This is a genomic window from Rahnella sp. R3(2024) (assembly GCF_042920125.1).
GTDB classification, from domain to species: Bacteria; Pseudomonadota; Gammaproteobacteria; order Enterobacterales; family Enterobacteriaceae; genus Rahnella; species Rahnella rivi.
In genome coordinates, this window is sequence record NZ_JBHGBU010000001.1 from 3,128,233 (window position 1) to 3,143,529 (window position 15,297).

General features: G+C 55.9%; 13 protein-coding genes. 12 read left to right on the forward strand and 1 reads right to left on the reverse strand.

Annotated elements, in window-relative coordinates; all coding sequences use genetic code 11:
• Positions 1 to 61: 61 nt before the first annotated feature.
• The 12 genes from ABSH60_RS14025 (at position 62) to ABSH60_RS14080 (ending at position 14,488) form a co-directional block, all read left to right on the forward strand.
• On the forward strand, positions 62 to 634 hold the full coding sequence (locus ABSH60_RS14025; RefSeq protein ID WP_056773168.1) for a YecA family protein: 573 nt from the start codon (positions 62 to 64) through the stop codon (positions 632 to 634).
• 58 nt (positions 635 to 692) lie between these two features.
• The gene (gene pepP / locus ABSH60_RS14030; RefSeq protein ID WP_122096064.1) at positions 693 to 2,009 is read left to right on the forward strand and encodes a Xaa-Pro aminopeptidase; all 1,317 of its coding nucleotides are present in this window, start codon (positions 693 to 695) and stop codon (positions 2,007 to 2,009) included.
• A gap of 1 nt (position 2,010) precedes the next feature.
• Positions 2,011 to 3,189 carry a 2-octaprenyl-6-methoxyphenyl hydroxylase gene (gene ubiH, locus ABSH60_RS14035; RefSeq protein ID WP_122096063.1) on the forward strand — a complete coding sequence of 393 codons (1,179 nt, stop codon included), beginning with the start codon at positions 2,011 to 2,013 and terminating at the stop codon, positions 3,187 to 3,189.
• 17 nt (positions 3,190 to 3,206) lie between these two features.
• On the forward strand, positions 3,207 to 4,433 hold the full coding sequence (gene ubiI, locus ABSH60_RS14040; RefSeq protein WP_390974437.1) for an FAD-dependent 2-octaprenylphenol hydroxylase: 1,227 nt from the start codon (positions 3,207 to 3,209) through the stop codon (positions 4,431 to 4,433).
• A gap of 321 nt (positions 4,434 to 4,754) precedes the next feature.
• Positions 4,755 to 5,852 (forward strand): glycine cleavage system aminomethyltransferase GcvT, encoded by a 1,098-nt coding sequence (gene gcvT / locus ABSH60_RS14045; RefSeq protein ID WP_390974439.1) that lies wholly within the window; start codon positions 4,755 to 4,757, stop codon positions 5,850 to 5,852.
• 54 nt (positions 5,853 to 5,906) lie between these two features.
• A complete protein-coding gene (gene gcvH / locus ABSH60_RS14050) occupies positions 5,907 to 6,293 on the forward strand; it encodes a glycine cleavage system protein GcvH (protein ID WP_390974441.1) in 387 nt (128 codons plus the stop codon).
• A gap of 107 nt (positions 6,294 to 6,400) precedes the next feature.
• On the forward strand, positions 6,401 to 9,274 hold the full coding sequence (gene gcvP / locus ABSH60_RS14055) for an aminomethyl-transferring glycine dehydrogenase (protein WP_136376108.1): 2,874 nt from the start codon (positions 6,401 to 6,403) through the stop codon (positions 9,272 to 9,274).
• 207 nt (positions 9,275 to 9,481) lie between these two features.
• Positions 9,482 to 10,354: a carbohydrate ABC transporter permease gene (locus tag ABSH60_RS14060; RefSeq protein ID WP_056773152.1), complete on the forward strand. Its 873-nt coding sequence runs from the start codon at positions 9,482 to 9,484 to the stop codon at positions 10,352 to 10,354.
• Positions 10,344 to 11,243, forward strand: coding sequence for an ABC transporter permease subunit (locus ABSH60_RS14065; RefSeq protein WP_390974444.1), 900 nt, complete (start codon positions 10,344 to 10,346; stop codon positions 11,241 to 11,243). The genes ABSH60_RS14060 and ABSH60_RS14065 overlap by 11 nt, the downstream gene beginning before the upstream one ends.
• Before the next feature lie 11 nt (positions 11,244 to 11,254).
• Positions 11,255 to 12,082, forward strand: coding sequence for a phosphodiesterase (locus ABSH60_RS14070; RefSeq protein WP_122096057.1), 828 nt, complete (start codon positions 11,255 to 11,257; stop codon positions 12,080 to 12,082).
• Positions 12,082 to 13,188: an ABC transporter ATP-binding protein gene (locus ABSH60_RS14075; RefSeq protein ID WP_200930285.1), complete on the forward strand. Its 1,107-nt coding sequence runs from the start codon at positions 12,082 to 12,084 to the stop codon at positions 13,186 to 13,188. Before ABSH60_RS14070 ends, ABSH60_RS14075 begins: the two co-directional genes overlap by 1 nt.
• Positions 13,181 to 14,488 (forward strand): extracellular solute-binding protein, encoded by a 1,308-nt coding sequence (locus ABSH60_RS14080; RefSeq protein WP_390974446.1) that lies wholly within the window; start codon positions 13,181 to 13,183, stop codon positions 14,486 to 14,488. The genes ABSH60_RS14075 and ABSH60_RS14080 overlap by 8 nt, the downstream gene beginning before the upstream one ends.
• A gap of 40 nt (positions 14,489 to 14,528) precedes the next feature.
• Here ABSH60_RS14080 and ABSH60_RS14085 read toward each other — a convergent pair whose 3' ends face one another.
• Entirely contained in the window at positions 14,529 to 15,137 is a 609-nt protein-coding gene (locus ABSH60_RS14085) for an HD family hydrolase (protein WP_056773134.1), read from the reverse strand.
• Positions 15,138 to 15,297: the final 160 nt, after the last annotated feature.

Here is a 15,297-nt window from a genome sequence, read left to right on the forward strand (position 1 = left end):
CTACGACAGACCTTGGTGGTAGCATAACACGAACTTATCCAGCCAACGATGGCGAATGCGCATGTCTATTGAGAATACTTACCCTACTTACGATTCGTTGGATCAAAACCTGAAACAACAATCGGTTGCTTTAACAGCGGCAGAAATGCACGGGCTGATTAGTGGTTTACTGTGCGGTGGCAACCGCGACGGTAGCTGGTTGACTCTGGTGCATGATCTTACCAACGAAGGCATGGCCTTCCCACATACGCTGGCCGATTTGCTGCAGCAATTGCGTAAAGTGACGTCTGATACGCTGGAAGACGACAGTTTCGAATTCAAAATCATGATGCCTGACGATGAAAAAAGCATCTTCGAACGCGCGGATGCGCTGGCCGGCTGGGTCAACCATTTCCTGCTTGGCCTGGGCATGATGCAACCTAAACTCGCCAAAGTGAAAGGCGAAGTCGGTGAAGCCATCGACGATTTGCGCAGCATCGCGCAATTAGGTTACGACGAAGATGAAGATCAGGAGCAATTAGCGCAGTCTTTAGAAGAAGTCGTGGAATACGTCCGCGTGGCGGCCATTCTGTGCTTTGGCGAATTTGGCCACAGCCTGCCGACCGCCCCGGAAAGTCCGCGTACATTGCATTAAGTTTTTCATGAATTGTTTCATAACAACACATTAAAACGATTTCAGGAGAGCAGGTGAGATGACTCAGCAAGAATTTGAGAATCGTCGTCAGGCGCTTTTAGCAAGGATGGCTCCGGGCAGCGCAGCAGTGATTTTTTCCGCCCCCGAAGCACCGCGCAGTGCTGACAGTGAATACCCGTATCGTCAGAGCAGTGATTTCTGGTATTTCACCGGTTTCAACGAGCCGGAAGCGGTACTGATTCTGGTCAAAAGTGATGAAAATCATAACCACAGCGTGCTGTTCAACCGCGTGCGCGATCTCACTGCTGAAATCTGGTTCGGGCGCCGTCTGGGGCAGGATGCTGCACCGGCGAAGCTTGGTGTCACCAAAGCGCTGCCTTTTGATGATATCAATGACCAGTTGCATCTGCTGCTCAACGGCCTCGATGTGGTTTACCACGCGCAGGGCGATTACGCTTATGCCGATGAAATCGTTAACCGTGCCATGGAAAAACTGCGCAAAGGCTTCCGTCAGAACTTGTCTGCACCGGCCACCGTCACTGACTGGCGTCCGTGGGTGCATGACATGCGTTTGTTCAAGTCTGTTGAAGAAATCAGCGTGATGCGCCGCGCAGGGCAGATCACCGCCCTGGCTCATACCCGTGCGATGGAAAAATGTCGCCCTGGCATGTTTGAATACCAGCTTGAAGGCGAAATTCATCACGAGTTTACCCGTCACGGTGCGCGTTATCCTTCCTACAACACCATCGTAGGCGGCGGCGAAAACGCCTGCATCCTGCATTACACCGAAAACGAATGCGAACTGCGCGACGGCGATTTAGTGCTGATCGACGCAGGTTGTGAGTACAAAGGCTACGCAGGTGACATCACCCGCACCTTCCCGGTAAACGGCAAGTTCAGCAAAGCACAGCGCGAAATCTACGACATTGTGCTGGCATCTGAATACAAAGCCCTCGACGTGTTAGGGCCCGGCAGCAGTATTCAGGCCGCCACCGAAGCCGCTGTTCGCGTGATGATTGAAGGTTTGGTCAAACTCGGCGTAATGAAAGGCGACGTTGAGACGCTGTTCGCAGAGCAGGCACATCGCCAGTTCTTCATGCACGGTTTATCTCACTGGCTGGGGCTGGACGTTCATGACGTCGGCCACTACGGCTCTGTTGACCGCAGCCGTACCCTGGAACCGGGCATGGTGCTGACCGTTGAACCGGGGCTGTATATCGCGCCGGATGCGGACGTACCGGAAGCGTACCGCGGCATCGGTATCCGTATTGAAGACGACATTCTGATCACCGCCACCGGCATTGAAATCCTGACCGGCGATGTAGTGAAAGAAGCCGATGATATTGAAGCATTAATGGCGGCGGCACAGAAATAATATGAGCATCGTAATTGTTGGCGGCGGAATGACCGGTGCCACATTGGCGCTGGCGATTTCCTCGCTGACGCAGGGGCGTTTGCCGGTGCATCTGGTGGAAGCCACTGCGCCGGAAAACCACGGGCATCCGGGGTTCGATGCCCGCTCGATCGCACTGGCGCAGGGAACCTGTCAGCAACTGGCTCGCGTGGGCATCTGGCCTGCGCTGGCGAAAATTGCCACGCCAATCCGTGATATTCACGTCAGCGATCGCGGCCATGCGGCTTTTGTGCATCTCAATGCCGCCCATTACGGCGTCGAAGCGCTGGGGCAGGTGGTTGAGCTGCATGAAGTCGGCAAACGTCTGTTTACCTTACTGAAAAATGCGCCCGGCGTGACGTTGCACTGTCCGGCGAAAGTGACCGATGTCGCGCGTTCGCAGGACTCCGCCAGCGTCACGCTCGACAGCGGAGAAACGCTGACAGCGCAATTGCTGGTGGCCGCCGACGGTTCGCACTCTTCGCTGGCAAAAGCCTGCAACATTGGCTGGCAGCGTGAGGATTATGGTCAGGTTGCCGTCATCGCCAACGTGGCAACCAGCGAACCGCACAACCATCGTGCTTTCGAGCGTTTCACCCAGCACGGGCCGTTGGCGCTGCTGCCAATGTCTGATGGCCGCAGTTCGCTGGTCTGGTGTCACCCGCGCGAAGCGAAAGAAGAAATCGATAACTGGAGCGAAGCGCAGTTCCTCAGCGAGCTGCAAAAAGCCTTCGGCTGGCGTCTCGGCACCATGAAACAGGCCGGAAAACGTTTCAGTTATCCGCTGCAATTACAGAAAGCCAACAGCCATATCAGCCACCGTCTGGCGCTGGTGGGCAACGCGGCACAAACGCTGCACCCGATTGCCGGGCAGGGCTTTAACCTCGGCCTGCGCGACGTCATGACGCTGGCGGAAACGCTGGCCAATGCGGCGATGACGGGCTCTGACGTCGGCAGTTACCGCGTACTGAGCGATTATCAGCAGCGCCGTCAGCCCGATCAGCAGGCAACCGTCGGTGTGACCGATGGCCTGATCCACCTCTTTGCCAACCGCTGGCTGCCATTAATGGTCGGACGCAATCTCGGTTTACTGGCGATGGAAGGCATTACGCCGCTACGCGATGCGTTCACCCGCCGGACTTTAGGTTGGGTAGACCGTTAAGCCTTACAGGAAAAATTATGCAATCTTTTGATGTGGTTATCGCCGGTGGCGGAATGGTCGGTCTGGCGCTGGCATGTGGTTTACAGGGCAGCGGTTTACGCGTTGCTGTGCTGGAAAATCAGCAACCGGATCTCGATTCACCGTTGCCGGAACAGCCGGGTTTACGGGTTTCGGCGATCAACGCTGCCAGTGAACGCCTGCTGAAATATATCGCCGTATGGGACAGCATCATTGCTCAGCGTGCCAATGCCTATCAGGGGATGGAAGTCTGGGATCGTGACAGCTTCGGTAAAATTGCATTTCGTGGCGAAGAATACGGTTTCAGTCATCTCGGTCACATCATTGAAAATCAGGTGATCCACCGCGCTTTATGGCAACGTGCGGAAAAATCTTCCGACATCACCCTGCTGGCACCGGCAACCCTGAAAAATGTGGCGTGGGGCGAAAACGAGGCATTCATTACCCTCAATGACGATCGCCAGCTCACCGCGCGCTTAGTGGTCGGCGCAGATGGCGCACAGTCGTGGCTGCGTCAGCACGCCGACATCCCTTTGACCTTCTGGGACTACCGTCATCATGCACTGGTGGCGACCATCCGCACGGAAGAACCGCACCAGTCTGTTGCACGCCAGGTCTTCCACGGCGACGGCATTCTGGCTTTTCTGCCGCTGGCAGATGCGCATTTGTCTTCCATCGTCTGGTCAGTATCGCCGGAGGAAGCACAGCGACTGAGCGCGCTGGCGCCGGAAGAGTTCAACAAAATTCTCGCCAGCACCTTTGACCTGCGCCTGGGTGTTTGCGCAGTAGAAAGTGAGCGCGTGACCTTCCCGCTGACCGGCCGTTATGCCCGCAGCTTTGCCGGTCAGCGTCTGGCGCTGGTCGGCGATGCGGCGCACACCGTGCATCCGCTGGCCGGTCAGGGCGTGAACTTAGGCTTTATGGATGCCGCTGAACTGGCGTCTGAAATCAAACGCCTGCAAAAAGAAGGCAAAGATTTCGGCCAGCACATGTACCTGCGCCGTTACGAGCGCCGCCGCAAACACAGCGCAGCGTTGATGCTTGCCGGGATGCAGGGGTTCCGCGAACTGTTTGCCGGGGATAATCCGGCCAAAAAACTCCTGCGCGATATTGGCCTGACGCTGGCGGATTCGCTGCCGGGGGTGAAACCGAAACTGGTCCGTCAGGCGATGGGGTTGAATGATTTACCAGAGTGGTTACAGGACGATTCGCTTCGATTGAAATAATCTAATTTCAGCCAGGTTTTTCCATTACATTTTCTAATCCGGGGCCGGATTTCTCATTCTGCAAATGGTGAGAAATCCGGCCTTGTCGTTATATAACATCGATACTTTTGATGTTTATTTGTAGATTTTGCGCCACAAACCCCAGTTTGCCAGTCAAAAACTCTGCACAATGCCCTTGTGAAATCACTGACATTCCTCCTGCTCCACCTATTTTAACTTATGGTTAGTGAGCTTATTCAGTGGTAAGTTCGAACAAAGGGTATCGTTTGCGCTCCCTGTCATTTTCAACTTTCAGGCAGCCTTTTCGTCATGAGGAATAAGATGGTTAAGCAGACTCAGCTTTATGAACAACATGTTGCATGCGGCGCGCGTATGGTCGATTTCCACGGCTGGATGATGCCTTTGCATTACGGCTCCCAGCTGGATGAACACCACGTTGTGCGTCAGGATGCCGGTATGTTTGACGTCTCTCACATGACCATTGTTGACCTCCACGGTGCCCGTACCCGTGAATTCCTCCGTTACCTGCTGGCGAACGATGTCGCCAAACTCACCGTACCGGGCAAAGCGCTTTACACCGGCATGCTCAATGCGTCCGGCGGCGTGATCGATGATCTGATTGTTTACTTCCTTACTGAAGATTATTTCCGCCTGGTGGTCAACTCCGCCACCCGTGACAAAGATCTGGCATGGATTTCGCAGCATGCAGAACCTTACGGCGTTGAACTGACCGTGCGTGACGATCTGGCGCTGGTTGCCGTGCAGGGGCCGCAGGCGAAAGAAAAAGCAGAAACCTTGTTTAGCGCCGAACAAAAAAACGCTGTCGCGGCCATGAAACCTTTCTTCGGCGTACAGGCGGGCGATCTCTTCATCGCCACCACCGGTTATACCGGCGAAGCGGGTTATGAAATCGCGCTGCCGCAAGAGCAGGTGGCGGATTTCTGGCAGAAACTGCTGGCGGCAGGCGTGAAACCGGCCGGTCTGGGCGCACGCGATACGCTGCGTCTGGAAGCCGGCATGAATCTTTACGGTCAGGAAATGGACGAAGGCGTATCACCGCTGGCGGCCAACATGGGCTGGACCATCGCCTGGGCACCGGAAGACCGCAACTTTATTGGCCGTGACGCACTGGAAAGACAGCGCGAGCAGGGCACCGAACAGCTTGTAGGACTGGTTCTGACCGAAAAAGGTGTATTGCGTAACGAGATGCCGGTGCATTTCACCGACGCCGCAGGCAACACGCATCAGGGCGCGATCACCAGCGGTTCTTTCTCTCCGACGCTGGGCTACAGTATTGCACTGGCGCGCGTTCCGGCAGGCATTGGCGAACAGGCCATTGTACAGATCCGCAATCGCGAAATGCCGGTAAAAGTCACCAAACCAGGGTTTGTCCGTAACGGCAAACCGCTGGTGCAGTAACGTATTTAATTGAGCAGAAATAGAAAAATTTAAAACGTTTTCAGGAGATTATCGATGAGCAATGTCCCGTCAGATTTGAAATACGCGTCATCCCACGAGTGGGTACGTTCAGAAGGTAACGGCGTTTACACCGTAGGCATCACCGAACACGCTCAGGAATTACTGGGCGACATGGTTTTCGTTGATCTGCCTGAAGTTGGCCGTGAAGTCGCCGCAGGCGAAGACTGCGCCGTGGCGGAATCCGTTAAAGCCGCTTCAGACATTTACTCGCCAATCAGCGGCGAAATCGTTGCAGTTAACGCTGAACTGGAAGGTTCCCCGGAGCTGGTCAACAGCGAGCCCTACGGCACCGGTTTCCTGTTCCAGATTAAAGCGTCAGACGAAAGCGAACTGGCTAACCTGCTTGATGCAGAAGCCTATGCCGCCTCTGTCGAAGAATAATCAAGACTGCACGACCGCCCCGTAACCCGCTTGCGGGGCAAATCAAAACCCGTAGCTTTTGTCAGTATCCCAAGACACCTCCAGCAGATTCCAGGAATGCGTAGCAAATGACTCAGACTCTCAGCCAACTCGAACACAGCGAAGCCTTTATTGGCCGCCATATCGGCCCGTCTTCTCAGCAGCAGCAACAGATGCTGGAAGCGGTCGGCGCGGATTCCTTAAACGCGCTGATCCAGCAGATCGTTCCGGTCGATATCCAGTTGCCGGGGCCACCGGCCGTCGGCGACGCCGTAACGGAACATCAGGCGCTGGCTGAGCTGAAAGCCATTGCCAGCCAGAACCAGCGTTATAAATCCTACATCGGTATGGGTTACAGCGCGGTGCTGACACCGCCGGTTATCCTGCGCAACATGCTGGAAAATCCGGGCTGGTATACCGCGTACACCCCTTATCAGCCGGAAGTGTCTCAGGGCCGTCTTGAAGCGTTGCTCAACTTCCAGCAACTGACGCTGGATCTGACCGGTCTGGATCTGGCTTCTGCCTCGTTGCTCGACGAAGCGACTGCCGCCGCCGAAGCCATGGCGCTGGCAAAACGTGCCAGCAAACTGAAAGACGCTAACCGTTTCTTCGTGGCTGACGACGTGCATCCGCAAACGCTGGACGTGGTGCGCACCCGTGCAGAAACCTTCGGTTTTGACATCATCGTCGATAAAGCCGAAAAAGTGCTCGAGCTGGAAGGCGTGTTCGGCGTGCTGTTACAGCAGGTGGGCACCACCGGCGAAGTGCACGATTACACCGCGCTGCTGGGCGAACTGAAATCCCGCAAAATCATTACCAGCGTCGCCGCTGACATTATGGCGCTGGTGCTTCTGGCCGCACCGGGCAAGCAGGGCGCAGACGTGGTCTTTGGTTCCGCGCAACGCTTTGGTGTGCCGATGGGCTACGGCGGTCCGCACGCGGCTTTCTTCGCCTGTGTAGACGAATTCAAACGTTCCATGCCGGGCCGTATCATCGGGGTTTCCCGTGATGCTGCGGGCAAAACGGCACTGCGTATGGCGATGCAGACCCGCGAGCAACATATCCGCCGCGAAAAAGCCAACTCCAACATTTGTACCTCACAGGTGTTACTGGCCAACATTGCCAGCCTGTATGCGGTGTTCCACGGCCCTGAAGGCCTGAAACGCATTGCCTCACGCATTCACCGTCTGACCGACATTCTGGCCACTGGCCTGAAACAGGGCGGCCTGACGCTGCGCCACAACACCTGGTTCGATACGCTGACCGTGGAAGTGAAAGACAAGGCCGCCGTGCTGGAACGCGCGCTGAGCTTCGGCCTGAACCTGCGTACCGACATTCACGGCGCAGTGGGTATCACTCTCGACGAAGCGACTTCCCGTGAAGATGTGCAAATCCTGTTTGCCGCCCTGCTGGGTGACGACAACGGTCTGGATATCGATAAGCTGGACAAAGCGGTATCCACCGACAGCAACTCGATTCCTGCGGCGATGCTGCGTGTGGACCCGATCCTGACCCATCCGGTCTTCAATCAGTACCACAGCGAAACCGAGATGATGCGTTATATGCACCGTCTGGAGAAAAAGGATCTGGCGCTGAATCAGGCGATGATCCCGCTGGGTTCCTGCACCATGAAACTGAATGCTGCAGCCGAAATGATCCCGATTACCTGGCCGGAATTCGCTGAACTGCACCCGTTCTGCCCGACAGAACAGGCTGGCGGTTATCAGCAAATGATTGGTCAGTTGTCACAATGGCTGGTTCAGCTCACCGGTTACGACGCGGTGTGTATGCAGCCAAACTCGGGTGCGCAGGGCGAATATGCCGGTTTGCTGGCGATTCGTCGCTACCACGAAAGCCGTAACGAAAGCAGCCGCCATATCTGTCTGATCCCAAGCTCCGCGCACGGGACCAACCCGGCATCCGCGCAGATGGCGAGCATGACAGTGGTGGTGGTGGCTTGTGACAAACAGGGCAACATCGACCTGAGTGACCTGCGTGAGAAAGCCGCGAAAGCGGGCGATGAGCTCTCTTGTATCATGGTGACGTACCCGTCAACGCACGGCGTTTACGAAGAAACCATCCGCGAAGTTTGCCAGATTGTGCATCAGTACGGCGGTCAGGTTTACCTCGACGGCGCGAACATGAACGCACAGGTCGGCATCACCACGCCGGGTTACATCGGCGCGGACGTTTCGCACCTTAACCTGCATAAAACCTTCTGTATCCCGCACGGCGGCGGCGGCCCAGGCATGGGTCCGATTGGTGTGAAATCGCATCTGGCTCCGTTTGTTCCGGGTCACAGCGTGGTGCAGATTGACGGCGTACTGACGCAAAACGGCGCGGTTTCTGCGGCTCCGTTCGGCAGCGCGTCCATCCTGCCTATCAGCTGGATGTACATCCGCATGATGGGCGCGGAAGGTCTGAAACAAGCCAGCCAGGTTGCTATCCTGAATGCGAACTACATCGCCACCCGTCTGAAAGACGCGTATCCGGTGCTATATACCGGCCGTGATGGCCGTGTGGCGCACGAATGTATTCTGGATATTCGTCCGCTGAAAGAAACCACCGGCATCAGCGAAATGGATATCGCCAAACGCCTGATCGACTACGGATTCCACGCCCCGACCATGTCCTTCCCGGTGGCCGGTACGCTGATGGTTGAGCCAACCGAATCTGAAAGCAAAGTGGAACTGGATCGCTTTATCGATGCGCTGCTGGCAATCCGCAGCGAAATCGACCGCGTGGCGAAAGGCGAATGGCCGCTGGAAGACAACCCGCTGGTGAACGCACCGCACGTGCAGAACGAGCTGGTCAGCGACTGGAACCACCCGTACACCCGCGAAGTGGCGGTATTCCCGGCCGGTTACGACAACAAATACTGGCCGACCGTGAAACGTCTTGATGACGTGTACGGGGACAGAAACCTGTTCTGTTCCTGCGTACCGATGTCAGATTACGAGTAAGATTTCCGTCGGCTCTCTCCCTTTCACGGGGAGGGAGCCGATTGCATTCCTGGTCCTCGTTTTTGCCATTCTGGCAGCACACCCCGCTCAATTTTGTTCAGTAACATTCGCTTATTTTTCATTCAAATAACCATCACATTCCCGCCATGTGACTGACATAAATTCAGGACAGGATAGGCACCTTAACTCGCTGACCGGTATCCTGTAATGCGCCGCATGTTGTTCCCCTACCTGATTTTGCTGCCCACGCTGATTTTTCTGTTTTTATTCACCTATTACCCCTTATTTCAGTCAGCGACGGACAGCCTGTTTGACAGCCGTCTGTCGTCGGATGCCCCGCCGTTTGTCGGCCTGCAAAACTATCTGCGTCTGATTCAGGATTCGGTATTCTGGCGTGCGCTGCTTAATAACCTCGCCTACATCCTGATGACCGTCGTGCCCGGTATTGTGCTGGCGCTGCTGCTGGCGGTGGCGCTGTGGGAAAACACTTCGCTGAACCGCTGGCTGCGTACCGCATTTTTCTTCCCGATGATTATCCCGCTGGTCAGCGCCGCCACGCTATGGCTGTTCATTTTCATGCCCGGCATGGGGCTGCTGGATTACACCCTGGCGAAAGTGTTCGGGCCGATGAATAACAATTATCTCGGCATGAGCAACAGCGCGCTGATTGCGCTGAGCGTGATTGGCGTGTGGAAATTCGCCGGTTATTACATGCTGTTTTTCCTCGCCGGATTGCAGTCAATCCCGGCCTCAGCCCGCGAAGCTGCGCTGATGGAAGGGGCGTCGCGTCCGCAGGTTTTCTTCTACATTACGCTGCCGCTGCTGCGCCCGACCATCAGCTTTGTGGTCACCATCGCGCTGATTTATTCCATTACGCAGATCGACCACGTCGCGGTGATGACGCAGGGCGGACCGAATAACGCCACCACCGTGCTGCTGTATTACATCCAGAGCCTGGCCAATGACACCCACGATTTAGGCAAAGCCTCGGCGGCGACCTTCCTGACGCTGGTGTTGCTGTTTGGTTTTTCGATGCTGAACCTGCGGGTGCTGGAAAGAGGGGCGCACTATGAGCGTTGAAACGTCTGAAGCGCCGGTGATGACCGGCAAAAAATCGCGGGAGGCTGCACGTTCGCCGTCGATGTTATTGCGCGGTGCGCGTCGTTCGACGCTGCCGGTTTTACTGCTGTGCGCGGCCTTTTTATGGATGGCGCCTTTCCTGTGGATGTTGTCTTCGGCGTTCAGCGAAAGCAGTTTTTCGCCGGATATGGCTTCGCTGCTGCCGCGCTTCCCGCTGACGCTGCAAAACTTCCGCGATGCGTGGGACAGCGCCGACTGGCTGCGGCTTTACGCCAACACGATCTTCTTTTCCTTCGGCACCTTTCTGGTTCAGCTGGTGACCATCACCACCGCCGGTTACGTGTTCGCATATCACGAATTTCGCGGCAAACAGACGCTGTTCTACCTGCTGCTGATCCAGCTGATGATCATGCCGGTCATCATGATGGTGCCGAACATGATGATCCTCAAACAGTTCGGCCTGCTCAACACATTGACCGGCGTGATGATGCCGTACTTCGCGTCGGCGTTTGGCGTGTTTCTGATGCGTCAGGCGTTTCTCAGTATTCCCCGTGAAATCGAAGAAGCCGCGCTGATGGAAGGTTGCCGCTGGTGGCAGGTGGTGTTCCGCGTACTGATCCCGATGTCGTGGCCCGCCATTCTCGCCTTTGCCACCGTCAGCATTACCTATCACTGGAATGAATATCTCTGGCCGCTGATGGTGCTTAACGATCCGGACAAACAGGTGCTGACCGTCGGGCTGGTGTCTTTTGCGATGGGCGCGGAATCGGGCGGGCAGTGGGGCTTAATCACCGCCGGAACGCTGATGGTGTGCCTGCCGCTGATGCTGGCGTTCATTATTTTTCAGAAACAGTTCCTGAAAAGTTTCGGCTTTTCCGGGATCAAATAAAGGAGTCATCCATGTTTTTAGCTCAGATTTCTGACATGCACTTTCGCAGCCAAGGCCGCAAACTGTATGACTTTATCGATGTGAACGGCTGTAACGCCGAAGTCGTCAGCCAGCTGAATGCGCTGGAAGAACAACCGGATGCGGTGGTGATCACCGGCGATATCGTCAACTGCGGTCTGCCGCAGGAATACGAGGTGGCGCGCCGCACGCTGGGTAATCTGCGTTATCCGCTGTTTATCATTCCCGGCAACCACGACGACAAAGCCCAGTTTCTGGAAGCGCTGCATCCGTTGTGCCCGCAGCTCGGCACCGACCCGCAGAATATGCGTTACGCCATCGATGATTTCGCGATGCGTCTGCTGTTTGTCGATTCCAGCCTGGCGGGAGAATCGAAAGGATTCCTGACGCTGGAAACGCTGGCGTGGCTGGAAGGTCAGCTGGAGCAGGGCGGTGATAAACCGACGGCGGTGTTTATGCACCATCCGCCGGTGAAAGTCGGTTCGGCGCAGATGGACGCCATTTCCTGCGAAAACGGCGACCAGCTGCTGGCGCTGATCGACCGCTTCCCGTCGCTGGTTCGCGTGTTCTGCGGCCACACGCACCGCCTGATTTTCACCCAGTACAAACAGGCAATCATCACCACCATTCCCGGCACGGTGCATCAGGTGCCGTATTACCACCACAATCCGGCGCCGTTTTATAACCTCGAACCGGCGGCCTGCGTGATGCACCGTCTGGTGGATCAAACCGGGCTGGTCAGCTATCTGCACCCACTGTCGCAGTATCCGGGGCCGTATCTTTACGACGCGCAAATCAGTTGCCCGGTGGATGATCAATGATGTCTGGCATTCGTCTGGAAAATATCACCAAACAGTTTGAAGGCAGCACGGCGGTGAATCAGTTGTCGCTGGAGATCGCCGACGGCGAATTTCTGGTGCTGGTCGGGCCGTCGGGTTGCGGAAAAAGCACCCTGCTGCGTCTGCTGGCGGGGCTGGAAGAGGTCAGCGACGGGCGCATTATGCTCGACGGCAATGACATCTCTGCGCTGCCGCCGCGCGAACGTAATTTCTCAATGATCTTCCAGAACTACGCGCTGTTCCCGCACATGACCGTCGAGCAAAACATCACGTTCGGTATGCGCATGCGCAACGAACCGAAAGATCAGCATCAGGCGCGTGTGGATCGCGTGGCCGGGCTCTTGCAGCTGGAGCCGCTGCTTAAACGCAAACCGGGCAAACTCTCCGGCGGGCAGCGCCAGCGTGTGGCGATGGCGCGCGCCATTGTGCGTGATCCCAAGCTGTTTCTGATGGATGAACCGCTGTCCAATCTCGATGCACGGCTGCGTACGGAAGTGCGCGACGGCATCATGCAGCTGCACCAGCAGCTGAAAACCAGCACCGTTTACGTCACGCACGATCAGATGGAAGCCATGACTATGGCGGACAGGATCGCCGTGCTGGATAAAGGCCATTTGCAACAAATCGGCGCACCGGAAACGCTGTACGCGCATCCGGCCAACCTGTTTGTCGCTGGATTTATCGGCACGCCGTCAATGAATCTGTTTTTGCTGCCGTGCGCCGCTGGCGTGCTGACAGTCGAAAACCAGCCGGTACGTCTGCCGCAGACGGAACATGCGCAGGCGCTTGCTGACGTGTATCTGGGCATCAGACCCGAACACATCAGCGACCGGCCGGTGGAAGGCGAAAGTCTGCAATTGCAGGCGACGCTGACCTATCGCGAACTGCTCGGCGCGGAGTATCTGTGCCACGCCGACACGTCGCTTGGCAAAATTCGTTATGTTCGTAAAAACCAGCTGCGGGAAAACAGCCGGGACATTCCGCAACCCGGCGACCGCATCACCTTGTATTTCTCTTTGCACGACCTTCATCTTTTTTCAGGCCAAAACCAGCAGAATCTGCACCAGGAGAATCACCTTCATGCGTAAAACTCATGCGCTGGCGCTCGCCATCGGCTTCATTGCCGCAGGCACGGCGTCCGCCAAGGAAAATATCGATTTCATGTTCCCTGCGCCGGTTGACGGCAAGCTGACCATGGAAATGACCCGCGTTATCAAAGAGTTCAACCAGTCACAAACGGATATCGAGGTGCGCGGGATTTTCACCGGCAACTACGACACCACCAAAGTCAAAGCCGAAGCGGCGGCTAAATCCGGTCAGCCTCCGGCACTGGTGATCATGTCCGCCAACTTCACGGCGGATCTGGCGATCAAAAACGAAATTCTGCCGATGGACGAACTGTTCCGATTCGGCGATCAGAAAGCCACGCCGTTCCTGACGCAAAACTTCTGGCCCGCCATGCGCCAGAACGCCCAGCTTAACGGCGTGACGTACGCGATCCCGTTCCATAACTCGACGCCAATCCTCTATTACAACAAAGACATGTTCGCCAAAGCGGGTATTACCGCGCCGCCGAAAGACTGGGATGAATTACTGGAAGATTCGAAAAAGCTGACGGATGCGGCAAAAGGGCAGTGGGGCATCATGTTGCCATCGACTAACGATGACTACGGCGCCTGGATTTTATCTGCACTGACCCGTGCCAACGGCGGCCAGTATTACAACGCCGATTATCCGGGCGAAGTGTATTACGACAAGCCGTCCACGCTGGGCGCGCTGCACTTCTGGCAGAATCTGGTGTATCGCGACAAAGTGATGCCGTCGGGCGTGCTCAATTCTAAACAAATCAGCGCGGCGTTCTTCTCCGGTAAACTCGGCATGACCATGCTCAGCACCGGGGCGCTGGGCTTTATGCGTGAAAACACCAAAAATTTCGAACTGGGCGTGGCGATGATGCCCGCTAAAGTGCGCAACGGCGTGACCATCGGCGGAGCGAGTCTGGTGAGCTTTAAAGGCATTTCTGACGGGCAGAAAAAAGCGGCTTACACCTTCCTGCAATATCTGGTCAGCCCGAAAGTGAACGGCGCCTGGAGCCGATTTACGGGCTATTTTTCACCGCGCATGGCGTCTTATGACACACCGGAAATGAAGGACTATCTGGCGAAAGACCCGCGAGCGGCGATTGCGCTGGAACAGCTGAAATACGCCTATCCGTGGTATTCGACCTATGAAACCGTGGCAGTGCGTCAGGCGATGGAAAATCAGCTGGCGGCACTGGTGAATGACGAGAAAGTCACGCCGGAAGCCGCAGCGGTACAGGCACAGAAAGACGCCGACACTCTCATGAAACCTTACGTGGAATCGACGTCGCTGGCCGTGCCGAAGTAGTTGGTCTTGCGCCTTCCCCTCTCACTAGGGGAAGGTTTTATTACTTCAGCCAGCCCTGCTGATGGGCGTTATCGAGATGGCCGCGGATGTGCTGCCACAGTTCAGGATGGATATCGGCGATAAAGGCATTACGCGCTAACACCTGCTCCAGACGGATATTATTTTCCACCCAGCTCTGGCCCTGATTACTCAGGTTCATGACCATCGGCATCACGCGGTCGATCACCAGCGCAAAGCGCGCTTCTGCGGTTTCGCCCGCTTCGTATTCATTCCATAACGCCAGGAACTGCGTATTCAGCGGCGCAGGCAGCAGGCCGAACAGGCGTTTTGCGGCAATGATTTCCTGATCGTGAACCGCCGCACGGGCAGCGAGATCGTAAACCAGCACATCACCGGCATCGATTTCGACGATATCGTGGATCAATGCCATACGAATGACCTTGTTAATATCAACGTCTTGTGGCGCATAAGGCGCCAGAGACATCGCTGCCACGGCGAAATGCCAGCTGTGTTCCGCGGAGTTTTCCTGACGATCGGTGCCTAACACTTTGGTGCGACGCTGCACGCTTTTCAGCTTGTCGATTTCCATCAGGAACTGAAAAACGTCGGTCATGGCGCCGAAATTCAGCGGGGAAGTTGCTACAGACATGGTCAAACCTTAGTCATATTGACGGCATTGTTAATGGCGTTATCAGAGATTTCCGGTACACCTTAATCCCTTGATGACAAAAAATCATGTTTTTGGGTGCGGAATAATCCGTCATCTGAAGAATGTAATAGGGAGGGATTATAAACAAAGTGAATGAATT